The sequence below is a fragment of the Nocardia sp. MDA0666 genome (genome assembly GCF_003023875.1).
GTDB classification, from domain to species: domain Bacteria; phylum Actinomycetota; class Actinomycetes; order Mycobacteriales; family Mycobacteriaceae; genus Nocardia; species Nocardia aobensis.
The window spans coordinates 1-25,943 of the sequence record NZ_PYHT01000038.1 but is presented as its reverse complement, the minus strand read 5'-3'; the positions used below and the strand labels follow the sequence as shown (position 1 = coordinate 25,943).

Here is a 25,943-nt window from a genome sequence, read left to right as displayed (position 1 = left end):
ATCGGTTCGACCGGGCGTTCGCTCATCGCATCTCCAGAGGTCGTCCGAGGCCGTCACCCGCTGGTCGCGGGTGACGTTCGCCGACCAGACTTCCCGGCACACCGGGTGTAAAGATGCCGCAAAAACGCGTGTCGGAGCAAATCGGGTCGGACCCGGTGGTCCGTGGCTGCCTGCGACAGCGCCAGTCCAGCGGTACCCATCGAAGCCCGTCTGCCGGCTCATAGGCGCGACGATGCCCGCACTGCAGTTGCTGTGCGGGCATCGTCGCCGAACCTCGGTTCCGGCCCGGCCGCTCGGAAGCAGAAGCCGGAATCGGCTCCTGCCAGCGGGATCGGAGCCGCCGGGTGTCTACTTGCTCGGAGTCGCCGGGTGGAACGGGGCGTTGACGGTCGCGAAGTACTGGATGGCGGCGCCGATGGCGACCGGGGCGGTGATGAAGATCTGGCCGGCGAGCACACCGAGGAAACCGACCGCGGCGGCACCGGCGACGCAGCCGCCGAGCGGGCCGAGACCGAACAGGGTGGCCAGCGCGCCGGTGGCGACGAGGCCGAGGGCAGCACCCGCGACGCAGCCGATGACCGCACCACCGATAGCACCGGTGAGTGCTCCGATGGTGGCGCCGGTGCCGATGGTGTCCTTCAGCCGGTTGAAGGCCGCGGTTTCACGGTCGTAGGGGGTCTTCCAGGGAGCCGAGTCCTCGAACGGCAGGGCGACCGGCTTGTAGACGGCGTGCTGCAGGTCCAGCTGCGGGGTGAGGGTGGCGGTATTGCCGGAGATGTCGGCGGCGATGGGGAACTCGAAGTCGTTGACCCGGAAGTTCAGCGGGGTGCCGGCGAGCACGGTGCCGTTGGCGGCCTTGATCTTCAGCATGCCGTCTTCGTCGACGATCGAGCCGCCGTCGGTCTTGATGACCGCCTTGCTGTCGTCGACGACGCTGGCCTTGTAGTGGACGCTGTCGGCAGGGGCGGCGGGCGCGGCCGGGTCGGCCGTGGCGGTGCCGGCGGCCACGCCGACTGCGGCGACCAACATGGCGGCGGTCGCGGCGAATTTCCTCATCATCATTTTGTGCGGTACCTCGATACAGAGTGGTTCTGGGACCACGGAATTACAGTCCACCGCAGCTAACAGACGGTGAACGCTCGGAATCCAACCCTTCAGGTCCCGTTCATCCTGTATCACTTGCTGCGATGAATCGGTTGAAATTCGCGGTAGCGCATCATTTTTCGCGGGAAACTGGGCAAATTGGTTGTCGGAGCAAAACGCAGTGTTGAAACAAGTTATTGTCGAATCCTGTGGGCTGGCCAGTGGGCGGTGCACCTCGGTTCGGCTCGCGCTGATTGGAATTTCGGGCAGTGGTGCGGTCAGCGCTCGACGCCTCTGTTTCAGGTACCGGAGCTCGGTACGGGTGTACTCGCGATCCTTCTATTCCTCTGCCCGCGGGCGTTGCGAGGATTCGGCGGCTCCGGGTTCGGCGGGCGGTGTGGGGGAGTAGGCGGACGGTGCCCGGTGGAGGAAGACATGTGATTCGGTGCGCATGCGTGCCACCATGTGCGGTAGGAGAGTTCGAATGCCGGCCGCTCGGAACGGATTCGGGGGAGTTCGTAGAAGTTGTGGCGCGGGGATGGGCAGGTGGTGGCCTACTTGTGGTGTGCCCACACCGCCATCGACAGGGATCCGATGGCCAGCGTCGCGTAGACGAGGGCCAGATATCCGAAGAGGGGTTTGCGGCTGAAGACCGGGATGATTTCGCTGACGACGCCGAAGAACGGCAGGGCGACGATGTAGACCTCGGGATGGCCGAAGAACCAGAACAGATGCTGCCAGAGGGTGGGGCCACCGGTCGCGGCGTCGTAGATGTGGCCGCCTAGGTGACGATCGAAGGCCAGCGCCATCAGCGCAGCGGTCAGCACGGGGAAGGCCAGCAGGATGACCAGGCTGGTGACCAGGATGTTCCAGGTGAATATCGACATCCGGAACATCGTCATGCCGGGGCAGCGCGGGCACACGATCGTGGTGACCATGTCGACCGCGCCGAGGATCGAGCGAGGCCGGAGATCGCCAACCCCATGATTCACATGTCGGCCCCGACGCCGGGGGAATGGATAGCAGCGCTGAGGGGGGTAGGCGGTCCAGCCGAGGCCGGGGGCGCCGCAGCGAAGTCCCCGACCCGGGTAGACGGAGACTGGACTGATCGGTGAACAGATGTTTACTATAGTAAACATGCGTTCACTCGAGGTGGACCGCACCGCGCGGGCCAGGATTCGTGACCACGCGCTGCGTCTTTTCGCCGAACGCGGACCCGACGCGGTGACGGTTCGCGACATCGCCGGCGCGGCGGCAGTGTCACCAGCGCTCGTGATGCGCCATTACCGGTCCAAGGATGGGTTACGCGAGGTTGTCGACGAGTATGTAGCGAGCGTTTTCGGATCCCTGCTGGAGCAGGTGACGAGGGCGGACGAGGCGGGTGTTTTCGATGCCGGTCGCTCCCGCAGTCTGGCGGAACTGGTGGTTGAACAATTGCCCGCCGACTCGGCGGTGCCGCTGTACCTCGGGCGCATGCTGCTCGTAGGAGGTGAGGCCGGGGCCGCGTTGTTCGCACAGCTCTATGCGCTCAGCCGCGAGACGCTCGACGGTATGGCCAGGGCGGATGCGGTCGATGTCGGTCCGGATCCCGCGGTTCGCGCCGCGATTCTCCTCGTCAACGACCTGGCCGTGCTGATGTTGCGGCCCCGCCTGAACGAGGTCCTCGGTTTCGAACTGCTCTCGGCGAGTGGCATGCAGCGCTGGGGTGCCGAGGTGCTCGCGATTTACCAGCACGGAATAGCGAAGGACAAATCCGCTCCTGATGGCTGATCCGTCGGCGAAACTGCCGCTCCCGCCGCCACTTTCATGAAAGGTTCATCATGTCGAAAATCTCTGCGGCGCCTACCGCTGTCGGTGACGCTCTCGTCGCTGTGGCTACCGCAGTCCTGCGCAACCGGCGGCTCGTGCGCGCACCCATCTGGTTGTACCGGGCGCGACTGGGATTCCTGTTCGGCTCTCGCATGCTGATGCTCGAGCACGTCGGCCGCAAGTCCGGTGCTCGCCGATACGTTGTCCTGGAGGTGGTCGACCGCCCCGCGGCCAACGCCTACGTGGTGGTGTCCGGATTCGGGACACGCGCCCAATGGTTCCGCAATCTGCAAGCCAACCCGGCCGCACGTGTGTGGACCGGGCTGCGCGTTGCAGCGCCGGTGACGGCACGCGAGTTGAGTCCGGAAGAGGCGGCGGTCTCGCTGCGGTCGTACATCACTCGGCACCGACGAGCGTGGGAGGCCCTCAAGCCTGCGATCGAGAACACCTACGGTGCCCCCATAGACGAGAACGCCCCCGATATCCCGATGGTCGAACTTCGTTGAATAGCTGACCGCCACCGCGACGGTCGAGGCTGCGCGGCTCGGACACCACGCGAACCCGCACAACGGGTCCACCGGCAACGTCAATGTAGGTCCAGGCGCTCGAATGCCGTGATAGTTGCCGCGACCGCGGCGAGTGCGATGCCGGCGAGAACGCCGAGCCAGGCGAAGGAAAGGCCGTGGTCGAGTTGGTTGTCGCCGACAGCGTAGAAGAAGGGAGAAGCGAAGCGTGCCGGGTGGAGCCAGTGCACGACGGGCGCGAGGGAGCTGATCAGATAGGCAGCGGCCGCGACGGCCGAGGTGACGCCGAGTGCTGTGCCGCGGCTACCTGTCGCGGCACCGATGAGCATGGCAACAGCGCCGAAGTCCACACCGAGCAAGAGCACCCCGACGGTGATGCCCGCCAAGGCACTGACACTGACGTCGAGGTCGAAGCCACGCCCTACGAGGACACAGGCCATAGTGGCGACGGCAGCTGGCAGCGAGAGCGCAGTCAACGCTGCCGCTTTCTGAAGCACGACCCGCCGGCGGGACACCGGCAGCGTCGCGACCAAAGCGAGGGTGCCGTCCTCGTCTTGTCCGGCCAGACAGGAAGCGCCGTACCCGACGGTGATGAGAAGCACGATCAGTGGCACGAAGTTCGCGTACAGGTTGGCGTTGAGCCAACCGGTCGGGCTGGTGAGCGAACCGCTGACGCCGAACAGCGCCGCCATGGTCGGGTCGTCGGCGAGTAGTTGGTCGAGGCTGGTGTCGCTCTGGAACGACGGGTACAGCGCGACGATGACCAGCGCGTAAGCGCCGAGGCCGATCGTGTAGCCGTAAACGGACCGGCGTCGTAACCGCAGGTCCAGACCAGCCACTCCCGTGTCACGCATTGCGGGCCTCCGCCGGTTCGTCGCGGTAGTAGGTGCGGAACAGTTCGTCGAGATCGGCGGGCCGGGCAGTGACGTCGACGGCGTTCAACGCCGCCGCCGTGTGAAGTACCGGCGACACTGGCCCCGTGACTGCGAGTACGACTCGTTCGGCGGTGGTACTGAGAACCTCGACGCCGTCGAGGACGGCGAAGCTATCGGTGTCGATCGGATGATCGAAGCGGAACTCGATGGTGCGGGGAGCGGAACCCCGCAGTCCCTCGACGGTGTCGCTGACCACGATCCGGCCCTCCTTGATGATCGCGAGCCGATCGACCAGACGTTGCACCTCATCGAGTTCATGCGAAGACAGGAACACCGTGCGTCCCTCGGCCACGGTCTCGTGGACGAGCCGGGCGAATTCGTCCTGCAGCAGCGGGTCCAGACCTGCTGTCGGCTCATCCAGAACGAGCAGGTCCGGCCGGTGCATGAACGCCAGAAGCAGTCCGATCTTCTGCCGGTTTCCCTTGGACAGGGTGCGAGCCGGCCGGTCGAGTTCGGCGTCGAACCGTTCGCGGAGTTCGCCGCAGTAGCGCAGGTCGGTAAGGCCCCGGATGCGCGCGAAGCGATCGATGTGCTCTTGCCCGGTCAACCGCGGGTAGAGAGCCAGTTCGCCGGGTAGGTAGCCGACCCGGCGATGAATCGCGACGGCGTCGTGAGCGGGATCGAGGCCGAGCACCCGGATGTGACCGGACGTCGGCCGGTACAGACCGAGCAGCAGGCGGATGGTGGTCGATTTGCCGGCGCCGTTGGGGCCGAGAAAGCCGAACACCTCGCCCGCGGCCACCTCGATGCCGACCTCGGTGATACCGCGGTTCGAGCCGAACACTTTCGTCAGCCGTTCGGTCGCGATCACATCGCTCATCGGTACGCCCCTCGTTGTGCGCCCCGCGCTTCCGCGAGTGCGGCGCGAGCGCTCCGGTCGGCAAGGCCGACATTCTCATCATCCGATATGCCGACATGGCGGATGGTTCGAACGAGCATCTCGGTGGCATGCGCTCGCCGTGAGTGCCTGGAAGGCTCGAAATGATCGGACATGATGGGCTCCCAACGGTCGCGGGACGGGTCAGTCGGGTGGCGGCGGTGTGAAGGCAGCGAGGTCGTAGATGCCGAGTTGTCGTTCGGTGTCGGCGATCTGGTCGAGGTAGCCGGTGACACCGTGATCGCCGAATCGCTTCTGCTGGGCTTCTGCGATCTGTTCCGAGATCCGGTCGAAGGTGCTGCCGTCGGATGTCACCTCCCGGAAGGCCGGGAAGACGACGGTGTCTTCGCGGGCCTCGTGCGGCTCGTACATTGTGATGAATCGGTCGAGTAGGCGTGCGAGGTCTGCGCGGCTGTCGGCGGTGGCGAATCCGAGGGCCGAGGCCATGCCGGGCATGTCCATGGTGGTCGTGGATTGGATGATCGCGATGGTGATCTTGCGTCCGACATCGTGTTGGATCAGCAGGTTGCGCACGGTGTCCTGGAGTTTTCCGGCTCGCAGCAGGCGGGGGAAGATGTAGCCCTCTTCGATGCCTTCGTGGAAGTCTTCGATGTAGGAGTGCACCATCTGGGCGGAGTGGAACAGTGCCGCGGGGTCGAGGTGATCGCCGGTGGTCAGGCGGCGCCCGCATTCGCGGTAGATCAACAGGATTCGCTTCAGCAGACCGTGGTCGGTCATCAGCTCCTCGGTGGCCGGGATGACCGGGACCGACGGTTCGGTGGCGAGAGCGTGCTGCGCTCCGACTGCGGCGCCGGCTCCCAGAGCCAGGCCGCCGATCCCGACGCCGCCCAGCAGCATCGCTCGCCTGTTCATCGCGGTGCGCACCGGTTGCGGGCGACCCTCTTCCAGGAGGGCGGGGTCGGTCCCCTCACGGTCGGTCACCGGTGTCCTCCATTCGTGTTCGGTGTCGCTGGCGAGCTTTCGTTCATGCCCGGCATCGGTTGGGCATCCGGGGATATGTGTGATTTCGGGGTGGTGACGAGGTAGGTGCCTTCGGGCATCACGCCTTGCTGGTCGGGTGGGACGAGGGCTTTGCCGTCGGGGTTGATGACGAACCAGGAGTCTCCGTCGAGGTTGAGGCCTTGGCCGTTGGCCTGCCCTGGTTCGACATCGCCTGCGTAGGCATACAGTGGCCGGCCGGCGTACGTGGCGATCTTCTTGCCGTACGGTCCGGAGATCGTTCCGAGCAGTTTCTGCTGCACGCCGTTGCCGGCGCGGAGGTCGTCGTCGGCAGGGACCGTGACCGGCGGCCAGCTGCCCAGGCACGCATCGCTGCAGCTCGTGGAATGATCGGTGTCGGTGGGGAATATGTAGAGCGTGTAGCCGCGTGCGTCGACGAGAATCGAGCCCAGACCGGGGACATTACGGGTGTCGATCACGACCGTGCCCGATGGTGGACTGATCAGCGGCTGCGGGCCGCCTGCGTCTGGGCGCTGTGCATCGCCGTCGCATGCCCCCACAGCAGCTGCGGTGACGACCGCCAAGATGAACACGATGACGAGTCGTCGTCGTGAACGCAATTCGACCTCCCGAACAGTTTGGTGTGCAAGCGCTAGACGCGGGTCCTGTCAGGGCCGCGGCTGGCCGGGCCAGGGCTGGTAGCCGTCAAGGCCGGGCAGCGGTGCGGCGACGGCGTGGGCGGAGAGTTCGGCTCGCCAGTCGGAGTCGCGCCAGATCTCGGTGGCGCGCAGGGATCGCAGTGTGCCGTCGGGCTGCTGCAGGGCGAGATCGGCGACGGCGCGGGTGCCGTCGTAGGAGATCCAGCGGAATCCGGCGAAGAACGGCAAGCCCGCGGATGAGTCGATACCGGTCCCGATCCGGGTGGCAGGGGGTCGGTCGGCGGGGGCGACGACGGCCATGGTCCGTGCCGCGTCCGGCCAGGCGGTGTTGTCGAGGCCGGTCAGGCGTGCGTTGTGCTGGATCATGGCCATTACGGCGCCTTCGGGTGTGCGGCTGAACCCGGACACCGTGTCGTCGGAGACGACAGCCGGGCCCCACCGGTTCGAGTAGGGCAACCGAGTGTCGTGCCACGGTTTCCAGGTCAGCCACGGCGTCATGGCGAGCGCACCCGGCACGGTGTCGCCAGGGCGCGGCTTATCCAACGACACCGCAACGTTGCTCGTATCATGTTGGGCGCCAGCGGTATTCGCGGCACAGGCGGAGAGCGCCAGACAGGCACACACTGCGGTGGCACCCCACAGGATGGGCCATGGTGGGAGTGATCTCATTGTGGCTCCTCTCGATTGGGCGAGTCGTCGCTGCGCGGCGGTGTCGTGGTTTGTTCGACCTCTGGTCGGGCTGCGACAGCGGTCCGTGGGACGCTGTGGCCGGGCGCACTCGGGCGCGTGCGTGGCGGCTGGCCGTTCAATTGCGCGAGACGTGCGTTGTAGGCGTCGAGGGCGGCTTGTTCGTGGTCGACGTCGGTGTCGGGAGTGGCGGTGCCGAGGAGAGCGCGGTGGCGGATGCCGTCGAGCCATGGGCCGAGCCCGGTATCGCGGTCGGCGACGCGGATCCATTGTCCGACAACGGCAATCATGATCAGCATCATCAATCCGTCACCGCCGAGCCACATGATGATCCCGGCGAGGTTCTGGTCGGCCAGAGCGCTCGGACCCCAGTCGCGGGAGCCGGCATAGGCTGGGGCGAGCACGGTCGACGACATCATCAGCGTGACGCCCACGAGGGTGTCGGGTCCGACGCAGATAGCGAGCACCACGAAGCGCAATCCGTGCGGCCACTCGGTTTCGACGGTCAGTTCGTCACCCGCGAGGGGCAACAACAGCAGATAGCCGGTGACCAGGTAGAGCACGAGTTCGCTGTCGTGGATCCACATGTGCGTCGACATCGCCTGCTGAAATCCGGTCAAGTGGGTGAGCAGCAGGACAGCGCTGTAGAGCGGCACGGTGAACCGCGCGGAGACCAGGATCCGGAAGACGCGGCTCGCTCGGAACCGGTCGATAGCTGTGGCGGCTCCCGAGGCGTCGTGCAGAAGGCGGATCGGCTGTGCCCACACCAGCAGCGCGGGAATGACCATGATCAGCAACAGGTGCACCACCATGTGCACCGAGAACAGCGCGTGCGAATAGGTGGCGAGCGCACTGTCGACGGCGACGATCACCAGCGCCAGCGCGACCAGCCAGCACATCGTGCGCAGCAGTGGCCAGCGCATCCCGCGGCGCGCCGCCCGCCGCACCAGGCAGAAGTAGCCGATCGCGGCGACGACCACCAGCGTGTCCGCGACAGGGGACCACGTCCAGGTACCGAAGAGCGTGCCCGCGGTGGGCGCCGGAACGCCCGACATGCCGGTCACTGTGGGCCTCCAAATACGAGCATTCTACAATTGTTGCACTGTGCATGTTTGGATTGGCTCGAGGGTGGTGGGTATGGGTGTGAGGCCCTCGGAAGTGGCCGGTGGACGGTGGTGGTCGCTGCCGTTGCCTGGGCGGACGCCGTGGCGGGAATGGCTGCGGGACAGTCGCGGTGGCTTGGTGGTGCTGGCACTGGTGATCGGTGCGGGCGCGGGTGGCGGTGCGATCGTTTTTCGCTGGTTGATAACGACTTTCACTCGGATCCTGTCCGGGTACGCGGACTATTCGGCCGCCGGGCACGTGCCGAATCCGCATGTGGGATTTCTCGGTCCGTGGTTCGTGGTGCTGGCTCCGGTGGTGGCGGGGCTGGTGTATGGACCGCTGGTGTATCGGTTCGCGCCCGAAGCGCGCGGCCACGGTGTGCCGGAGGTGATGTATGCCGTGGCCGAGCGGGGTGGGCGGATTCCGCCGCAGGTGACCGTCGTGAAGGCTCTCGCCTCGGCGTTGTGTATCGGTGGCGGGGGATCGGTGGGCCGCGAGGGCCCGATCGTGCAGATCGGTTCGGCGTGGGGGTCGAGTGTCGGGAGGTTGACCCGAATCTCGGAGCGCCGCTTGCGGATCCTCGTCGCCTGCGGCGCGGCGGGAGGGATCGCGGCGACGTTCAACGCCCCCATCGCCGGACCGTTCTTCGCGATGGAGTTGATTCTGCGGGACTTCGCCGCCGAATCCTTCGGAGCGGTGGTGTTGTCGAGCGTGACCGCGAGTGTGATCGGTCGGGCCGTCCTCGGTAATGAGCCGTTTCTGGACCTGCCCGCCTTCGGCCTGCGCTCGGGGTGGGAATACGGGGCGTTCGCGCTGCTCGGGGTGGTGGTCGGGCTGATCGGTGTCGCGTTCACGCATGTGCTGTACCGGATCGAGGATATGTGCGATTGGGTCTGGCGGGGGCCGGAGTGGCTGCGGCCCGCCGTCGGTGGCCTGCTGCTGGGTGGCGTGCTGCTGGTGTTACCGCAGATGTACGGCGTCGGCTATCCGGTGCTGGGCGACGCCATCGGTGGTCACTATGTCCTGTGGATGCTGGTCGTACTGATGGCCGGGAAGATGCTCGCGACGAGCCTCACCATCGGGATCGGTGGTTCCGGTGGGGTGTTCGCGCCCTCGCTGTTCATCGGCGCGACGGGTGGCACCGCGTTCGGCGTCGTTGTCCATCATCTGTTCCCGGGCGCGACCGCGGCGCCCGGTATGTACGGACTCATCGGAATGGGCGCCGCCTTCGCGGGCGCGACGCGGGCCGCGATCACCGCGGTCATCATCCTGTTCGAGTTGACCGGAGAGTATTCGATCATCCTTCCGCTCATGCTGGCCGTCGTCGTAGCCACCGGAATCTCCCGGGCGGTATCGAAGGAGACGATCTATACCCTCAAACTGACCCGCCGCGGCGTGGACCTGGATGCAGCACATGCAGGCCCCGCCGGGCGACTCGACCGCATCAGGGTCGCGGAGGTGATGGAGCCATGTCCGGAACCGGTGGCGGCCGACACCACTGTTGAGGACGCCGGTCGTGTCGTCTGGACGTCGGCGCATGCGATGGTACCGATCGCCGGCGCGGACGGAAGATATGCCGGTTGCGTCACCGCCGCGGCGGTGGCCGAAACACTCGCCGACACCGAATCCGCCGACACCACAGTCGCCGATCTGGCGGTGCTGCCTCCTACTGTCACCGAAACCGCCACGCTCGCAACCGCTCTCGACACGCTGACCGGACAGCCCGGCACCGGGGTCCCCGTCGTCAACGATGTCGGCGACACAGTGATCGGCTGGCTCACCCACAGCGCCGTACTCGGCGCACTGCACGATGGCGCTGCTACCGATCGGGCACGTGTGGAGCAGTCGACGTCGCGTGTGCAGTCCGGTCCTGGCGACCTCGGCACGACACGGACCGTTCCGGGAGGGCGTTAGAGCTGATAGCCCTCGACATCGTCACCGGGAGACGGTTCGCCACCGGCCGCGGTGAACGCGGTCAGCGCACGCACCAACCCTTCTCGATCGGCGACGGGCATCTTCGCGGCCACGGCGGCGATCTCGTTGCGCCGGTAAGCGGTGGCGGTGTCCACTACGTGCCGTCCGCGCTCGGTCAGGGCGACGATCTGTTCCCGGCGCGAGTTCGGATTGGTCCTTCGGTCCAGCAGGCCGCCGGTGACGAGGCGGTCCACCATGCGGGTGGCAGTGGAGGGCTGCACGTTGAGCAAACCGGCCAGGGTGGCGACATTCGACGGCCCCCGGCTGGACAGAATCACCAGCGTCCGAAATTGCGGGATCGTGATCGTGTCGTCGACCGCCGCGATCGAGCGGGCCGACATCGCCACCAGCAGACGAGACGCCGTCAGTAACGCGTCGGTCAACTGATCGATGTCGTGTGCCGCGTCGGCACCGGTCTTCGTCACGGTCACCTTCCTCCGCTGCATCCGCTCAACCCGCCCTGGCGACGTATGTGCCGCTCCTCGAATCATATTGGTGCGATCAACGGTGGGCACGGCCGGCGTCACGCCGGAGACGGTGAATGACCCGATGCGTACGGTTCGCTGAAGAGCGTCAAGGCTGGACTGACTGCTGTGGTGTTACGTATAAACACAGTTGACCACCGACTCATGGATCAGCGTTTATGCTGCAGAGGTTCCGGTGGAGATGTCCGCCGGCGGTGGGGTGAGTGCCTGCTCGCGAGGGCGGCGCAGGGTGTGAGACAACAGGCGAGAGACTTGCATCTGGCTGACGCCTACCCGCTCGGCGAGGCACAGATGAATGATCTGTTCTCGCAGCTGGTCGTGGTACGGATCCGATGGTGCGATGCCCGCGAGCTTGCCGAACCAGCGCTCGATGTCGTCGTAGCTGTTGCCCGCCTCCCCGGAAAACCTGTCCTGAGCTGCTGGTTTTTCATCGCCCCCTGACAATGGACAGGGAACCTCGATGTCTGCGGCCTACCCACTGGCAGTGCGTCGAATCTTTGGCGCGAGGGCAATCCTTGCGGCCGGGAGCCGAGCGCTGTCGGGTTCGGCCGGTTCTTGGTTGTCAGATGAGTGCCGGATTGCCGGGCTGCTCGTAGGCGCCTCGCCGGGCCTGACGGCGAGGAAGGCCCGACCCCGTGGCGGTCTGCTGGGCGACGGCACCGGACACGGGCGTCCCTGGTAGGCGCCCATTCGCTCCGCGCTGGGCGTTTGGATCCGGGTTTCGGCGGGTACGGCGGCGTCTGAACGACCACCCGGCCTATGTCGTTGTCTGGAGGAGATGTCTCGTGGAATCACGTTCGATCGACACGACAAATGATGCGGTTACCTTTCTTCGCGAGCAGCATGCGCGTATCCGCGAACTGTTCGATCAGGTTCAGCGGGCCGGCGACCGCGGCGAGCGGGAAGACAGATTCCGCGAACTGCGGCGGCTGCTGGCCGTGCACGAGACCGCGGAGGAAGAAATCGTCCACCCACGTGCCCGCCGGGAGGTGGACAACGGCGCCGCTATCGTCGATGCCCGCCTGGCGGAAGAGAACCAAGCGAAAATTCAGCTCGCCGATCTGGAGTCGATCGACGCCGGCAGCGTCGAGTTCGATGTCAGACTCGGGAAACTGCGCGAGGCGGTGCTCGCCCACGCCGAACACGAAGAGCGCGAAGAGTTCGCTCAGTTGCATGCTGAACTGGACCCGGGCGAGTTGAACCGCATGCGCAAAGCTGTCGAGTTCGCCGAGGCAACGGCCCCCACGCGTCCGCACCCCGGGGTGGAGTCGGCGACCGCGAACATGCTGGCGGGCCCGTTCGCCTCGATGCTGGACCGAGTGAAAGATGCAATCAGCGCAGCGGGCAAGTCGTGACCGGCTCACCAGCATCAGTACTGCTCGCGTGCAGGGGTTTTCACCGTCGTCTGTGTTGTGTGGCGGCCGGTGCCGGTTCCGGTGCAGAGTGGTGGTGGCGAGGCTGCTGATCGGTTTGCCGTTGCAGTAGCGCGTTGTCGAAGAGCTGACTGTGCAGGACGGCAAGTTCGGCGGAAGTTTCATCTGTACGGCGATTGTGGCCGGGATCGTTCGAGCCAGACGTCCATTGAAGGAATTGATCAATCAGCCTGTGTCGCTGGATGTTACGAGGCGACCGGAATCGTATCGGCTGAAGCGGCCATCCGCGTTCGCGATACTGCCCGTCGGCGGCCATGATGGAAGGAAGCGGAGTATGCAGCAGGTGCGACACGAGCGCGCGGAGCGGTCGGTACGGTTCTCGATCGGCGACGAGGTGTTAATCATCGATGGTCGATACGAAACGGCATCCATCGTCAACGACGTGCTGATCGCGTTGTGGTTCACCGTCGGCAGCGCATTGTTCTTTGCCGAGTCCACCCAGGTCGCGGGCACCTGGATGTTCCTCATCGGGTCGATACAGTTTCTGATCCGCCCGGTCATCCGGCTCGGGCGACGAATTCACTTGCGGCGGTTGGGCAGTGACTCCGGACATCGGGCCGCTGATTACGACTATTGAGTTCGGCGCGGTCCGGTCCAGCACCGTCGGTAGGTCAGGGCGTTGAGCCCGGCCCAGGTGATCTGGGCCCAGTCCGCCGAACTGCGTACGGCGTGCATAAACGGTGGTTGTGCGGCTGCGAAGCCTTTTGGGCCGTGTAGGCAGGGTCCATGCCGCCACCGCGGCTTCGCGGAAGCCGGGTTCGAGGATGTGTGATCACATCGAGAGCAGGATCGGCGCACTGGCCAGGTAGCCGAGCAGCAGCAGCGCCCCTTCGGGCCGGGAGAGGCGCAGGTCCCTGCGCAGCACCACCCAGGCCAGGATCGAAACGGCGACCATGATGATCAGTGGGAGGGCGCCGACGGCGGGCGACGTCGTGTTCGTACTGCACATTCCGACGACACCGCCACCGGCGAGACTGTTGAACAAGTTGCTGCCGAACAGGTTTCCCACCAGCAGATCCGATTCGCCACGCCGCTGGGCCTGCACCGCGGTCACCAGTTCGGGCAGCGAGGTGCCCAACGCGACCAACGTGAAGCCGATGACCAACTGCGACACACCGAATTCGGTGGCGATCGCGGCCGCGTCGGTCACCAGGAGTTGTGCGCCGATGAGGACCCCGACGAGCCCGCCGACGGCTCGCATCACTGCTGTCGACCACGCTCCGGGTGGTGTCCCGGTTTCCGATCCGGTGAATTCGATGGCCTGCTCGGCGACGGTGATGTTCGACCGATCCGACTTCGACCACCGCACCAGGATGAACAACGCCGCCCCGGCGACAACCCACAACACCGCACCGGTCCATACGGTGAGCCCGATCGCTACCGCAAGTGCGAACAGCGCCACCGCGAAGACCGAGGCGGTGATCTCGCGATTGATCACCCGCGCCGTGGTGGTCACGCCGCCGAGGGCTGCGACCAGACCCAGTATCAGGGTGAGATTGATGATGTTGGAACCGATGAGGTTCCCGGTCGCAATATCCGCGTGCCCGGCCGCGGCGGCAGTGCCGGAGACGAGAAATTCCGGCGCCGAGGTGCCCAGCCCGATGATCACTACGCCGACCACGGCCGGCGTGATCCGCAGTTTCTGCGCCACTCGAGCCGAACCGACCACCAATTGATCAGCCGCAACGGCCAGAACGACCAAACCGAACACGACACCGAGAATCCGAACGAGCAGGACCCCTCCAACCCCTCGGCGGACGACACAGTCAGCTTATCGGATCCGTCAACCGAGAAGTGTTGCTCGCCAGAGGAACTCGGCCGGTGTCGAACGGGCGATCGGCTACGACTCGACAGCTGGGGCGATCAGGGCGCGCGTTCGTCTGGCGCGGCATCGCTGAGATCAGCGGGATCCGGGAAGACGATGCCACAATCGTGGTGTGAGCCCGCTTCGTCGCCTCGGCCGTGTGATGGTGGTATTCGTCCTGGTGAGCACGGCGGGCACGGTCGGTTACATGACCTTGGGCTTCGGATTCCTGGACGCGCTGTATCAGACGGTGACGACGGTCTCGACGGTTGGTTTCCGTGAGGTGCACCCGCTCTCGGCGGCGGGGGAGGTCTTCACCATGGCCCTGATTCTGGTCGGGGCGGGCACCGTCTTCTATATGTTCGGGGTTCTGCTGGAAACCCTGATCGAAGGACATCTACGGCACCGGTGGGAGCGGCGACGAATGAATCGGCGGATAGCGGGCCTGCGTGGACATGTCATTGTGTGTGGGTGGGGCCGGGTGGGCCGTTCCACCGCGCAGTACCTGAGCAGTTTCGGCCGGCCGATCGTCGTGATCGATCGGGATCCGGAGCGGCTGCAGGACGCCGAGTTCCCGAGTGTTCTCGGCGATGTCACCGACGACAGTGTTCTCGGCGCGGCCGGTATCGACCACGCACACGCCTTGATCGCGGCGCTCGACGGCGACGCCGACAATGTCTATGTCACGTTGTCGGCGCGGTCGCAGCGTCCTGATTTGGTGATCGTCGCGAGGACGCGCAATGACAACTCGAAGGCGATCCTGTTGCGCGCGGGCGCGGACCGGGCGGTCAATCCGCAACTACTCGGGGGTCGGCGGATGGCCGCTTTCGCGTTGCAGCCGAATGTGGCCGAATTTCTCGACGTGGTGATGCACGACGAGAACCTCGAGTACCGGATCGAGGAAATTTCGATCGGTGCGAACTCGTCGCTGATCGGGCGTTCCCTGACCGATACGGCGCTGCGCGCAACTACCGGCGCGCTGCTACTGGCACTGCGGACCCGCGGCGGCCGCTTCGTCGCGAACCCTGCCGACGACACTCGGATCGCACCGGAAACGGTGCTGATCGCGCTGGGCACACCGGCCCAACTCGATGCCGTGCGCCTCGTTGCCGCAGGGTAGACGAAAACTTCGAACGCGGGGCCCTTGGACTCTGCCTGGATCCGGTTCGGGTGCGCTGTGCGAGACCACAGCGGCGGATCGCCGAGAGTTCGCGCTCGACACGATGGAATTACTGGCCCAGTTTTCGGGGTCTGCCCTGCTGAAAGCGCCGTAGCGCGAGACGAAACTGGCGTAACCGATCGGTAATTGCCGGACACGCTTTCCGTAACGAACCGTTTCGAGCATGTGCGTCATGACCAGAACGAACGCGAGGCCCCCCACTCCGGCGGATTGTGGCGCCGGGCGCAGAAGTGCTCCGGCTCGTCGCGTGCGTGATGTTCTGCGGGCGCGCATTCGCAGCGGGGTCTACGGGGACAGCCCACTCCCACTGGAGGCGGCACTGGCCGCCGACTTCCGAGTCAGCCGCAACATTGTGCGCGATGCGCTGGCTTTGCTGCGAGACGAAGGACTGATCGACCGCGTTCCCGGAGCGGGCACGTTCGTCGTCGCCGAGAAGGCCGTCCAAGCGCTGGACCGGTTGCGCGGCCTGGCGGAGAGCTTCGACACCGGCTGCGATCGCATCACCAACAGGGTCTTGCTCGCCGAGGTCGTCCCGGCCACCACCATCGTCGCCGAGCGGCTGGAGTTGGAGCCGGGTACGCCGGTGGTCGCGCTCGAGCGGGTGCGGCTGCTCGATGGCGAACCGCTGTCGCTGGACGCCAGCTACCTCACCGCCGACGTCGGCGCGCCCTTGCTCGAGATGGATCTCGCCGGCCGTGACGTCTTCGGCCTGTTGGAGGCCGAATTGGGGTTGCCGCTGGGTTCGGCCGCCGTCTCCATCGAAGCGGTCGCCGCCGATTCCACCGTTGCCGGGCTGCTGTCGATCCGTACCGGCTCACCTTTGCTGCTGCTGGAGCGGCTCACCTACACCGACTCCGGCCGCCCCGTCGATCTCGAATACCTCCGTTTCCGCGGCGACCGGTTCTCGCTGTCCGGCCGGCTGCATCGCATCCCGGTCACTCCGCATCCCGGTATGACCGCTCCGACCGAAAGAGGCTGACACACCATGACTTCGGATATCCCACCGGTCACCGCACGCCGGGAACTCGACTGCGACGTACTGATCATCGGAGGAGGCACCGCCGGCACCATGGCCGCGCTGACCGCCGCCCGCCACGGGGCGAACGTGCTGCTGCTGGAGAAGGCGCACGTGCGGCACTCCGGGGCGCTGGCGATGGGTATGGACGGCGTGAACAATGCCGTCGTCCCAGGGAAGGCCACACCCGAGGACTACGTCGCCGACATCACCGTGGCCAACGACGGAATCGTCAACCAGCGCACCGTATTCCAGACCGCTACCCGCGGTTTCGACATGGTCCGGCGGCTCGAAGGTTACGGCGTCAAATTCGAAAAGGACGAACACGGTGAGTACGCCGTCCGCAAGGTGCACCGCTCCGGCAGCTACGTGCTGCCCATGCCGGAGGGGCGCGACGTGAAGAAAGTGCTCTACCGCACGCTGCGCGCTCGTGATGTGCGCTCGAAGGTGACCATCACCAATCGGGTGATGCCGGTGCGAGTCCTCACCGTGGACGGTGTCGCGGTCGGCGCGGCCGGTTTCGATACGCGCACAGGCGAATTCGTCACCGTTTCGGCCGGAGCGGTGATCCTCGCGGCCGGCGCCTGCGGGCGGCTGGGGCTGCCGGCCAGCGGATATCTCTACGGCACCTACGAGAACCCGACCAATGCCGGTGACGGATACGCTATGGCCTACCACGCCGGCGCCGAACTGTCGGGTATCGAATGTTTCCAGATCAACCCGCTCATCAAGGATTACAACGGCCCGGCCTGCGCCTATGTGGCCAATCCGTTCGGCGGGTATCAGGTCAACGCCGAGGGCAACCGGTTCGTGGATTGCGACTACTGGTCCGGCCGGATGATGGCCGAGGTGAAGCGGGAGCTCGACAGCGCCCGGGGCCCGATCTATCTCAAGCTCAGCCATCTCCCGGATGCCACCATCAGTGAGATCGAGGGCATTCTGCACACCACCGAACGCCCCACCCGCGGTACCTTCCACGCCGGTCGCGGCACCGACTACCGCACTCGGGACATCGAGATGCATATCTCCGAGATCGGTTTGTGCAGTGGGCACTCGGCCTCCGGTGTCTGGGTCGACGAGTACGCCGCCACCACGGTTCCCGGCTTGTACGCCGCGGGCGATATGGCGCTGGTTCCGCACAACTACATGATCGGCGCTTTCGTCTACGGCGATATCGCCGGCGAACACGCCGCGGGATTCGCGCGTGGCGCGACCCGTCCCCAGCCGCCGAGCGATCAGATCGCTGCGGCGCACGAGCTGATCTATCGGCCGCTGGGCAATCCTGATGGGCCGCCCCAGCAGCAGGTGGAGTACAAGTTGCGCCGTTTCGTCAACGACTATCTGCAACCGCCGAAGGCGCAACGCTATCTGACGTTGGGCGTGGAGGCCTTCGAACGCATGCGCGGCGAGATCGATCGCATGGGCGGGCGCAGCCCACACGAGTTGATGCGCTGTGCCGAGGTCACCTTCATCCGCGACTGCGCCGAGATGGCGGCGCGAGCATCGTTGCGCCGCACCGAAAGCCGCTGGGGGCTGTACCACCAGCGCGCCGACTGGCCGGAAAGCGACGACGCCGAATGGTTCTGCCACCTGAACCTGTACCGCAACGATGACGGGGAGATGACCTTTCGCACCCGGCCGATCGCTCCCTATATCGTGCCGGTCCCGGGATTCGTACGCCCCGACGGTGTCCCCGACGAACCGGCGCCTACGGTCACCGGTTTCGGCTGGGACCCCAGCGCCCAGGTCGAAGCGGCGGCCGCCGGGAGTGCCCGATGAGCGCCCGCTTGCTCGCGCTGATGGAGCTTGCCGACGAGTGTCCCGAAATCGACGATCTGCACCCGTTTTTCGCCGATCCAGACCCGGAGGTCCGCCGCACCGCGCTGTCGGTGCTCAGCGAAACCACTGAAGAATGGGACCGGGCCGCCCCGATCATCGCGGCCGGACTGGCCGATCCGGACCGGAGTGTGCGCAAGGCCGCCATCGGGCTGCTGACCGAACTGGTCGAGGTACTGGTGCCGAGCCCGGAATTCGATGCCGTACTCGCCGATCGTACCGGCGCCGAAGAACCGGACGTGCGTGCGGCGGCGGTCGAGGCCCGGTGGCGGCATCGCCGAATCGACGCCACCGAATTGTCGGCGCTGCTGACCGATCCGGACACGGCGGTTCGTCGCGCCGTCGTGGGCGGTCTCACGTCCCTGGACGCGCTGAGCGAACTCGATACGGCGGCGGCCGACGCGGACCCGCTGGTACGCATCGCGGTCGCCAAAGGCCTTGCCGCCGTGGGCGACCCGCGCGGCGCACGAACCTTGATGGCACTCGCCGGTGATCCCGAGCCGCTGGTCCGCGCGGCCGCGCTGAACGCATTCGCGCAGACCGGTTGCGACGACGCGGCCGCAGAGCTGGCAGCCTCCGCATTGACCGACCCCGCTTGGCAGGTCCGCCAAGGTGCTGCGGTCGCCCTGTCGGCGGCCGCACCCGAATTCGCCGCCGCCCACCTCGTACCGGTGATCGACGACGAAAACCTCGATGTCCGCAAGGCGGTGGTGCGCGGGCTCGCCGAACGCATCGCCGCCCGCCGCGAGGTCACCGACGCCCTCCACACCGCGCTCGAGGATCCGGACGCCGACGTCCGCGCCTTCGCGCGCATCGGAATAGCCAACGCTCGAAAGGAAAAGTAGATGGCCCAGGCGAATACCCGAGTCGACGTGCCGGTCACGGTCGACGAGGCGAAATGCATCGACGGCTGCACTCTCTGCGTGGATATGTGCCCGCTGGACTCGCTGGCGATCCACCCCGACACAGGTAAGGCCTACATGCACGTCGACGAATGCTGGTACTGCGGCCCGTGCGCGGCGCGCTGCCCGGTCGACGCGGTCACGGTCGACATCCCGTATCTGCTGCGCTGAGTTGGAAATGTGAGATCGAGATGAGGACCCTGCGTTTACCCGCGCTGCTGGCCGGTACGGCGGTGGCGGCGAGCCTGCTGTCCGGCTGCGGCTCCGGCGACGATTCGACCATCACCGTCGACGTCGGATACCAATCCAAGACCATCAACACCGTCACCGCCGGCACCCTGCTGCGCGATCGCGGAACTTTCGAGGCGAAACTCGACGCGCTCGGTAAGGACCGCGGCGTGAAATACAAGGTGGAGTGGAAGGACTTCGCCTCCGGGCCGCCGCTGACCGCGCAGATGCTGGCCGGACAGGTCGACATCGGTTCGATGGGCGATGCCCCGATTCTGGTGAACGGGTCCAAGACCCGCGACCATGCGGATGTGCGCACCGAACTCGTCGCGATCACCGGCTACAACCTCCGGGGCTCGCTGAATCAAGTTGTGGTACCGGCGGATTCGCCCGCGACCACACTGGCCGACCTGCGCGGCAAGGTGATCTCGACCAGTATTGGATCCGCAGCGCACGGCATGCTCGCCGCCGGACTGTCCGATGCGGGAATGTCGCCGTCGGATGTGAAATTGCTGGGCCAGGACCCGCCGGTCGGGGCCGCCGCGCTGACCGGCGGCCAGGCAGCGGCGCTGGCCCAATTCGTCCCCTGGCCCCAGGCGCTGGTGTACGAGGGCAAAGCCAAACTGCTCTACGACGGCGGCAGTGCGGGTATCGCGACCATGCACGCGGTGGTAGCGAATCAACGGTTCGATCAACAACACCCGGAAGTCATAGCCGCCTTCCTGCAGGCGCAGCGCGAAACCACCGACTACCTCAACGCCAACCCTTTGGCCGCGGCGCAGCGGGTCGCTCAACTCACCGGGCTTCCGGCCGAGGTCGTCTACCTCTACAACGGCCCGAACGGATTGGTGCACTTCGACCCGACGATCAAGGCGCCGCTGGTCGACGCGCTCGGCAAACTCCTGCCGTTCCTGAAAGGGCTCGGCGCCGTCGGTGATCTCGATCTGGGCCAATTCGTCGACGACCGCTATGTGCGCGAACTGTACGGCGCCGGCTATGCCGCCCGCAGCGCCGACACCTCCCCACCGAGCAAGCTGACCGGGATCGACCCGGTCTGCGGTGGCGCGGTGGAGGATCCGGCGACGGCGTCGGAGGCATGGTTCACCGACAGCGACACCACCTCGCCCGCCCGGACGCCGGCGTGCCTGCTGCGGCACATCGCGCAATCCGGAGACCGGGTACGGGTGGCCTATGTTCCCGACGCGGCAACCGGTCTGAGACTGTTCGCCGCCGACGCGATCTGGGTCGACGACCCCGCCGCCCCCGTCGATCGACGGTTTCAGCCGTTCGCGGTCCGCCCCGACGCCGACCACTACGTCACCGCCCACCCCGGCAGCACCGTCCTCGACTACCGGGCGGCGCTGGCGGCCCGCTGACGACGAATCCGACCTCGACCCAGGGAGAGCGATATGACTACATCGACCCGAACCCTTGTCCCACAGCCCGTTTCGGCGACCTCGGCGCGTCCTGCCGGGCGAATCGGCGGCCGGGGGCCCGCATTGCGGCTCCCACCTCGTCTCGGCTCGGCGGTGCTCGCGGTTGTGCCGCTGCTGGCGTTGCTGGTGCTGTGGCAGCTACTGACCGCCAACCATGTGGTGCTATGGCTGCGGTTCGACAAGATTCCGGCACCCGCGGACGTGCTCGAATCGTTCCGGACTCAGCTCGGTTCGCCCGACTACTACCGGAACCTGCTGTCCAGTACCCGCCGCATTCTGCTCGGATTCGGCCTGGCCACCATCGCCGGCGTCCTGGTCGGCATGATGGTCGGCCGATCCGTGGTGGCGGCACGGCTGATTCGTCCGGTGATCGAGGTTGCCCGTTCGATTCCGGCGATCGCGGTGGTGCCGCTGGCAATTCTGCTTTTCCCCACCGGAGAGCAGGGCATCGTCTTCATCACCTTCTTCGCCGCGTTCTTCCCCGTCGCGGTCAGCACCATCCACGCCGTGCAGGCGCTGCCGCGAGTGTGGGAGGAAGCCGCACGCACGCTCGGCGCCCGGCGCATCGACATCCTGCTGCGGATCGCGTTGCCCGGTGCGCTGCCCGGCATCTTCTCCGGGCTCTCGGTAGCCATGGGAGTGGCCTGGATCTGCGTGATCAGTGCCGAGATGATCTCCGGGCAGTTCGGCATCGGCTATTTCACCTGGCAGTCCTACGGATTGCTGGATTACCCGTCCGTGGTGGTCGGCATGCTGACCATCGGCGCCTTGGGCTGGGCGACCTCGGCACTGGTCGAGCTGGCCGGTCGGCGGGTCAATCGCTGGCTGCCGAGGGCTGCGCGATGAGCCCGGATGCCGGCGGGGCGTCGGTGGGGCTGCACGAGATGCGGATCGCCTACGGCGACGATCCGGTCGCCGACGTGGATCTGACCATCGCAGCCGGTGAGATCGTGGTGCTGCTGGGCCCGTCGGGCTGTGGGAAATCCACTCTGCTACGGGCATTGTCGGGCCTGATGCGACCGGCGGCAGGTTCCGCCCGGGTGGATGGGCGCGAGGTCGGCGCCGGCGCCGAGCAGTGCGCGATGATGTTCCAGGAAGACGCGCTACTGCCGTGGCGGACGGCGCGCAAGAACGTCGAGTTCGCCTTGAAACTGCGTGGTGTGCCCTGGAATCGGCGGCGAACCGAGGCGCTCGACCTGCTCGATCAAGTCGGTCTCGGCGACTATGCCGACCACCTGCCGATCGCGCTGTCCGGCGGCATGCGCCAGCGCGTCCAACTGGCCCGCACACTGGCCACCCGGCCGCGGGTACTACTGATGGACGAGCCTTTCGGGGCGCTGGACGCCCAAACCCGTGCCGATATGCAGCGGCTGCTGATCTCGGTGTGGCAGCAGTACCGCACCACCGTGGTCTTCGTAACCCACGACGTGGACGAGGCGCTGCTGCTCGCGGACCGGATCGTACTGCTCACGCCGCGCCCCGCCCGCGTCCAGCGCGTGGTAACCATCGCCGAACCCCGCGCACCCGGTGCGCGGTTCGAACCCGAATTCGCGCGGCTGCGCTACGAGATTCTCGCGGGTCTCGGCGAAACAATCGGCAGCGCAACAGAACTCGCCGCCGTCATCGACAACTGAGGAGATATCATGACCTTCGTCATCGGCGCGGCCTGCGTCGACGTCATGGACCGGGCCTGCGTGGAGGAATGCCCCGTCGACTGCATCTACACCGGCGGCCGCATGGCTTACATCCACCCCACTGAATGCGTCGACTGCGGCGCGTGCGAACCAGTGTGCCCGGTCGAGGCAATCTACCTCGACGACGACATCCCCAGCGACCAGAAGGAATTCGTGGGCGCGAATGCCGATTTCTTCGCCGATCCGCTGCCCGGTCGCACCGAGCCGCTCGGCAGCCCCGGCGGTGCCGGGCGGGTCGGGGACCTCGGCGTCGACGTGGAATTCGTCGCGGGATTACGACCATGAGCGCCCGACCGCTGCGCGTCGCGATCGTCGGTGCCGGCCCGGCCGGAATCTACGCAGCCGACGCGCTGATGAAGTCGGAAGCCGAGATCGCCAGGCGCTGTAAGGGTTTCGCTACAGGGGTAAGTATCGACCTCTACGAGCGCATGCCGGCCCCGTTCGGTCTGATCCGCTATGGCGTGGCCCCCGACCACCCGCGCATCAAGGGCATCATCACCGCCCTGCACAAGGTGCTCGACAAGCCGCAGGTCCGCCTGCTCGGCAATATCGACTACGGCAGCGACATCGACCTCGAGGACCTGCGCCGCTTCTACGACGCGGTGATCTTCTCCACCGGCGCCAACGCCGACCGCGCCCTGGGCGTCCCGGGTATCGAACTGGACGGCAGCTACGGCGCCGCCGACTTCGTGTCCTGGTACGACGGCCACCCGGACGTGCCGCGCACCTGGCCGCTCGACGCGGAGAAGGTCGCCGTCCTGGGTGTGGGCAACGTGGCGCTCGACGTGGCCCGCGTGCTCGCCAAGACCGGTGAGGAACTGCTGCCGACCGAGATTCCGCCGAACGTCTACGAGGGCCTGCGCAACAACAAGGCCGTCGAGGTGCACGTGTTCGGCCGCCGCGGTCCCGCCCAGGCCAAGTTCACCCCGCTGGAACTGCGCGAACTCGATCACTCGCCGAATATCGAGGTGATCGTCGATCCCGAGGGCATCGACTACGACGAGGGCTCGGAGGCCGCGCGCCGCCACTCCAAGCAGGTCGACATGGTCTGCAACACCCTCGAGCAGTGGGCCATTCGCGATGTCGGCGACCGCCCGCACAAGCTGTTCCTGCACTTCTTCGAATCCCCGGCCGAACTGATCGGCGAGGACGGCAAGGTGGTCGGCCTGCGCACCGAACGCATGCTTCTCGACGGCACCGGAAATGTGAAACCGTCCGGCGTATACCGGGATTGGGATGTCCAGGCGGTGTATCGCGCCGTCGGCTACTGGTCCCAGCCGATCGCGGAACTGCCCTTCGACGATGCCGCCGGCACCGTGCCCAACCGGGCCGGCCGGGTACTCGCCGGGACGGATGCCGCCGGAACTCCACGATTCCTGGCGGGGGTGTATGTCACGGGCTGGATCAAGCGCGGCCCGGTCGGCCTGATCGGCCACACCAAGGGCGACGCCAACGAGACCATCGCCTGCCTCCTCGACGACGTGCCGACCCTGATTCCCGCGATAGCAGCCGACCCGGGCGACGTTCTGGATTGGCTTGCGGCCCAAAGTGTCTCGTTCACAACGCGGGAGGGCTGGTATCGACTCGACGCCTACGAACGGGCTCTCGGTGAATCGCAGGGACGCGAACGAATCAAGGTCGTCGAGCGCGCGCAGATGCTCCGCGCCAGTTCGTGAGCCGATACCCCGAAAGGACATCATCATGACCGCCGCCGACACCAGCGATATCGCTCGTATCCGGGTGGCGTTGAGCACTGTGGAGGACCCGGAAATCCACCGCCCGATCACCGACTTGGGCATGGTGGAGCGGATCGCCGGACGGCGCCGTCGTGGTCGCCGTGCTGCTCACCGTCGCCGGCTGCCCGATGCGCGAGCGAATCGAGCGAGATGTGCGCGCGGCCGTGCAGGCGGTGCCCGGCGTCCGGTCGCTCACGGTGCAATTCGCCGTGATGAGCGATGAACAGCGCCGCGCGCTGCGAACCTCTCTCCGAGGAAGTGAGCAGGAGATACCGTTCGCGACACCGCATTCGCGGACAAAGGTCTACTGCATCGCCTCCGGCAAGGGCGGTGTCGGAAAATCCAGTGTGACCGTGAATCTCGCAGTGGCCTTGGCACACCGGGGGCTGCGGGTGGGTGTACTCGACGCGGATATCCACGGACATTCGCTGCCCGGAATGCTCGGCTGCGCTGCGGCGCCGACCCGGGTGGAGCGGATGATCATGCCGCCCCGCGCGCACGGCGTGGCCCTGATCTCGATCGCCATGTTCGTCGACGGGAACGCGCCGGTCGTCTGGCGCGGGCCCATGCTGCACCGTGCCCTGCGGCAAATGCTCGCCGACGTCTACTGGGGCGATCTCGACGTTCTGCTGATCGACCTGCCGCCCGGCACCGGCGATATCGCGATATCGCTGGCACAACTGGTACCCGGCTCCGAGATTGTGCTGGTCACCACACCGCAGGCGACCGCCGCGGCGATCGCCAAGCGGGCAGGCATGCTCGCGGCCGAGACGTCTCAGCGGGTAGTGGGAGTCGTCGAGAACATGTCCTGGCTCGACGCGCCCGATGGAACCCGGACCGAACCCTTCGGTGCCGGTGGTGCCGACACCGTCAGCCGGCGCCTCAGCGAACTGCTGCGGACCCCCTGTCCTGGGCCGTATACCGTTCGATCCGCGAGTGTGCGCGGCCGGGGATCGCGGAATCCCCACCGTGGTAGGCGATCCCGCGTCGAAAGCCGCCCAAACATTCTCCGAGGTCGCCGGTCGATTGGCGGTGCGGCGGCGAAATCCGCTCGGACGCAGCCTCGAACTGACCGTCGTGTCCGGAAGCTGATAAGGGAAGTCGGACTACCGGGCGGGACGACGGTCTGTTGAGCGGCTACTTGCCGTTCGGAAACGATGCCGAAGTCGCCAGGAATGCGTTGTTGCTGCGCCGCCGCGTTTCCCAATCGCGCGGACGCGGTGACTACTCGGCACGATCGGACAATCGTGCCGACGAGAACGGTGTTGCGCGCGGTGGTGTGGACTCCCACTCTTCTGATCCGCAGTCAGCCGGGATTTACACCTTATCTCCGGCAGCGATCAGCCGTGCATGACCACCTCGAGACGGGAAGCGTCGGGGAAGTGGGTGCTGAGCGTGGTCAGCTCGATCGCGATCCGCCCCGGGCCCGGGGCGAAGGATATCGAGTTGGTCTCATTGTGGAACATGTGCCGGGAGACGCTACCCACCCCGCCGCTGTCCAGATTGCGCCAGTTGACGACCGCGACCAGCGACGACCCGCATCCGGCGCTGCCGGTGCCGGCGATGTCGTCGGTCTGGTAGC

General features: G+C 66.4%; 26 protein-coding genes and 2 pseudogenes. 16 read left to right on the top strand and 12 right to left on the bottom strand.

What is annotated here, in order from left to right:
* Positions 1-348 precede the first annotated feature (348 nt).
* Entirely contained in the window at positions 349-1,062 is a 714-nt protein-coding gene (locus C8258_RS31000) for a hypothetical protein (RefSeq protein WP_106958163.1), read from the bottom strand.
* Positions 1,063-1,637: 575 nt separating this feature from the next.
* Positions 1,638-2,222 (bottom strand): cbb3-type cytochrome c oxidase subunit I, encoded by a 585-nt coding sequence (locus C8258_RS30995; RefSeq protein ID WP_369974853.1) that lies wholly within the window; start codon positions 2,220-2,222, stop codon positions 1,638-1,640.
* Here C8258_RS30995 and C8258_RS30990 point away from each other — a divergent pair.
* Together C8258_RS30990 and C8258_RS30985 are read left to right on the top strand one after the other, a co-directional pair.
* On the top strand, positions 2,221-2,853 hold the full coding sequence (locus tag C8258_RS30990) for a TetR/AcrR family transcriptional regulator (protein ID WP_106958162.1): 633 nt from the start codon (positions 2,221-2,223) through the stop codon (positions 2,851-2,853). The genes C8258_RS30995 and C8258_RS30990 overlap by 2 nt on opposite strands.
* Positions 2,854-2,903: 50 nt before the next feature.
* On the top strand, positions 2,904-3,398 hold the full coding sequence (locus C8258_RS30985) for a nitroreductase family deazaflavin-dependent oxidoreductase (protein WP_106958161.1): 495 nt from the start codon (positions 2,904-2,906) through the stop codon (positions 3,396-3,398).
* A gap of 80 nt (positions 3,399-3,478) precedes the next feature.
* Here the strand turns inward: C8258_RS30985 and C8258_RS30980 are convergent, their stop codons facing one another.
* The 6 genes from C8258_RS30980 to C8258_RS30955 all read right to left on the bottom strand — a co-directional run bounded on the left by C8258_RS30980 (position 3,479) and on the right by C8258_RS30955 (position 8,589).
* Complete coding sequence (locus C8258_RS30980; protein WP_106958160.1) at positions 3,479-4,270, bottom strand: ABC transporter permease subunit; 792 nt, start codon at positions 4,268-4,270, stop codon at positions 3,479-3,481.
* Positions 4,263-5,171: an ABC transporter ATP-binding protein gene (locus tag C8258_RS30975; protein WP_106958159.1), complete on the bottom strand. Its 909-nt coding sequence runs from the start codon at positions 5,169-5,171 to the stop codon at positions 4,263-4,265. Before C8258_RS30975 ends, C8258_RS30980 begins: the two co-directional genes overlap by 8 nt.
* Positions 5,172-5,372: 201 nt before the next feature.
* Entirely contained in the window at positions 5,373-6,170 is a 798-nt protein-coding gene (locus C8258_RS30970) for a hemerythrin domain-containing protein (protein ID WP_106958158.1), read from the bottom strand.
* On the bottom strand, positions 6,167-6,772 hold the full coding sequence (locus C8258_RS30965; RefSeq protein ID WP_158271334.1) for a hypothetical protein: 606 nt from the start codon (positions 6,770-6,772) through the stop codon (positions 6,167-6,169). The genes C8258_RS30970 and C8258_RS30965 overlap by 4 nt, the downstream gene beginning before the upstream one ends.
* Positions 6,773-6,856: 84 nt before the next feature.
* Complete coding sequence (locus tag C8258_RS30960) at positions 6,857-7,396, bottom strand: hypothetical protein (RefSeq protein WP_146161375.1); 540 nt, start codon at positions 7,394-7,396, stop codon at positions 6,857-6,859.
* 116 nt (positions 7,397-7,512) lie between these two features.
* Positions 7,513-8,589, bottom strand: a complete 1,077-nt coding sequence (locus C8258_RS30955; protein ID WP_106958155.1) for a cytochrome c oxidase assembly protein — start codon at positions 8,587-8,589, stop codon at positions 7,513-7,515.
* Between the two features lie 82 nt (positions 8,590-8,671).
* On the opposite strand from C8258_RS30955, the gene C8258_RS30950 reads away from it, so the two are divergent.
* Positions 8,672-10,552, top strand: coding sequence for a chloride channel protein (locus tag C8258_RS30950; RefSeq protein ID WP_106958154.1), 1,881 nt, complete (start codon positions 8,672-8,674; stop codon positions 10,550-10,552).
* Here the strand turns inward: C8258_RS30950 and C8258_RS30945 are convergent.
* Together C8258_RS30945 and C8258_RS30940 are read right to left on the bottom strand one after the other, a co-directional pair.
* The gene (locus C8258_RS30945) at positions 10,549-11,037 is read right to left on the bottom strand and encodes a MarR family winged helix-turn-helix transcriptional regulator (RefSeq protein WP_233225453.1); all 489 of its coding nucleotides are present in this window, start codon (positions 11,035-11,037) and stop codon (positions 10,549-10,551) included. The genes C8258_RS30950 and C8258_RS30945 overlap by 4 nt on opposite strands.
* A 216-nt stretch (positions 11,038-11,253) precedes the next feature.
* Positions 11,254-11,541, bottom strand: a complete 288-nt coding sequence (locus C8258_RS30940) for a hypothetical protein (protein WP_106958152.1) — start codon at positions 11,539-11,541, stop codon at positions 11,254-11,256.
* A 341-nt stretch (positions 11,542-11,882) separates the two neighbouring features.
* Here C8258_RS30940 and C8258_RS30935 point away from each other — a divergent pair, with 341 nt between their 5' ends.
* Together C8258_RS30935 and C8258_RS33455 are read left to right on the top strand one after the other, a co-directional pair.
* Positions 11,883-12,452, top strand: coding sequence for a hemerythrin domain-containing protein (locus C8258_RS30935; protein WP_106958151.1), 570 nt, complete (start codon positions 11,883-11,885; stop codon positions 12,450-12,452).
* 151 nt (positions 12,453-12,603) lie between these two features.
* On the top strand, positions 12,604-13,107 hold the full coding sequence (locus C8258_RS33455) for a YrhK family protein (protein WP_233225452.1): 504 nt from the start codon (positions 12,604-12,606) through the stop codon (positions 13,105-13,107).
* A gap of 195 nt (positions 13,108-13,302) precedes the next feature.
* Here C8258_RS33455 and C8258_RS30925 read toward each other — a convergent pair whose 3' ends face one another.
* Entirely contained in the window at positions 13,303-14,253 is a 951-nt protein-coding gene (locus C8258_RS30925; RefSeq protein WP_255420480.1) for a calcium/sodium antiporter, read from the bottom strand.
* A 214-nt stretch (positions 14,254-14,467) separates the two neighbouring features.
* On the opposite strand from C8258_RS30925, the gene C8258_RS30920 reads away from it, so the two are divergent.
* The 11 genes and pseudogenes from C8258_RS30920 to C8258_RS30875 all read left to right on the top strand — a co-directional run bounded on the left by C8258_RS30920 (position 14,468) and on the right by C8258_RS30875 (position 25,453).
* Positions 14,468-15,454, top strand: coding sequence for a TrkA family potassium uptake protein (locus C8258_RS30920; protein WP_233225451.1), 987 nt, complete (start codon positions 14,468-14,470; stop codon positions 15,452-15,454).
* A gap of 307 nt (positions 15,455-15,761) precedes the next feature.
* Positions 15,762-16,493, top strand: coding sequence for a GntR family transcriptional regulator (locus C8258_RS30915; protein WP_369974852.1), 732 nt, complete (start codon positions 15,762-15,764; stop codon positions 16,491-16,493).
* Positions 16,494-16,499: 6 nt separating this feature from the next.
* Positions 16,500-18,308 (top strand): fumarate reductase/succinate dehydrogenase flavoprotein subunit, encoded by a 1,809-nt coding sequence (locus tag C8258_RS30910; protein WP_369974851.1) that lies wholly within the window; start codon positions 16,500-16,502, stop codon positions 18,306-18,308.
* Positions 18,305-19,210 (top strand): HEAT repeat domain-containing protein, encoded by a 906-nt coding sequence (locus C8258_RS33735; protein ID WP_369974850.1) that lies wholly within the window; start codon positions 18,305-18,307, stop codon positions 19,208-19,210. The genes C8258_RS30910 and C8258_RS33735 overlap by 4 nt, the downstream gene beginning before the upstream one ends.
* Positions 19,211-19,438: a ferredoxin family protein gene (locus C8258_RS30905; RefSeq protein WP_106958146.1), complete on the top strand. Its 228-nt coding sequence runs from the start codon at positions 19,211-19,213 to the stop codon at positions 19,436-19,438. It abuts the gene before it with no gap.
* A gap of 20 nt (positions 19,439-19,458) precedes the next feature.
* Positions 19,459-20,871 (top strand): ABC transporter substrate-binding protein, encoded by a 1,413-nt coding sequence (locus C8258_RS30900; RefSeq protein WP_106958145.1) that lies wholly within the window; start codon positions 19,459-19,461, stop codon positions 20,869-20,871.
* 33 nt (positions 20,872-20,904) lie between these two features.
* Positions 20,905-21,777 carry an ABC transporter permease gene (locus C8258_RS30895; protein ID WP_106958144.1) on the top strand — a complete coding sequence of 291 codons (873 nt, stop codon included), beginning with the start codon at positions 20,905-20,907 and terminating at the stop codon, positions 21,775-21,777.
* Complete coding sequence (locus tag C8258_RS30890; protein WP_106958143.1) at positions 21,774-22,565, top strand: ABC transporter ATP-binding protein; 792 nt, start codon at positions 21,774-21,776, stop codon at positions 22,563-22,565. The genes C8258_RS30895 and C8258_RS30890 overlap by 4 nt, the downstream gene beginning before the upstream one ends.
* 9 nt (positions 22,566-22,574) lie before the next feature.
* Positions 22,575-22,910, top strand: a complete 336-nt coding sequence (gene fdxA / locus C8258_RS30885; protein WP_106958142.1) for a ferredoxin — start codon at positions 22,575-22,577, stop codon at positions 22,908-22,910.
* Positions 22,907-24,301 carry an FAD-dependent oxidoreductase gene (locus tag C8258_RS30880; protein ID WP_106958141.1) on the top strand — a complete coding sequence of 465 codons (1,395 nt, stop codon included), beginning with the start codon at positions 22,907-22,909 and terminating at the stop codon, positions 24,299-24,301. The genes fdxA and C8258_RS30880 overlap by 4 nt, the downstream gene beginning before the upstream one ends.
* A 25-nt stretch (positions 24,302-24,326) precedes the next feature.
* A pseudogene (locus tag C8258_RS30875) lies at positions 24,327-25,453 on the top strand (Mrp/NBP35 family ATP-binding protein).
* 248 nt (positions 25,454-25,701) lie between these two features.
* On the opposite strand, the pseudogene C8258_RS32745 reads toward C8258_RS30875, so the two are convergent.
* A pseudogene (locus C8258_RS32745) lies at positions 25,702-25,943 on the bottom strand (hypothetical protein); the annotation flags it as partial.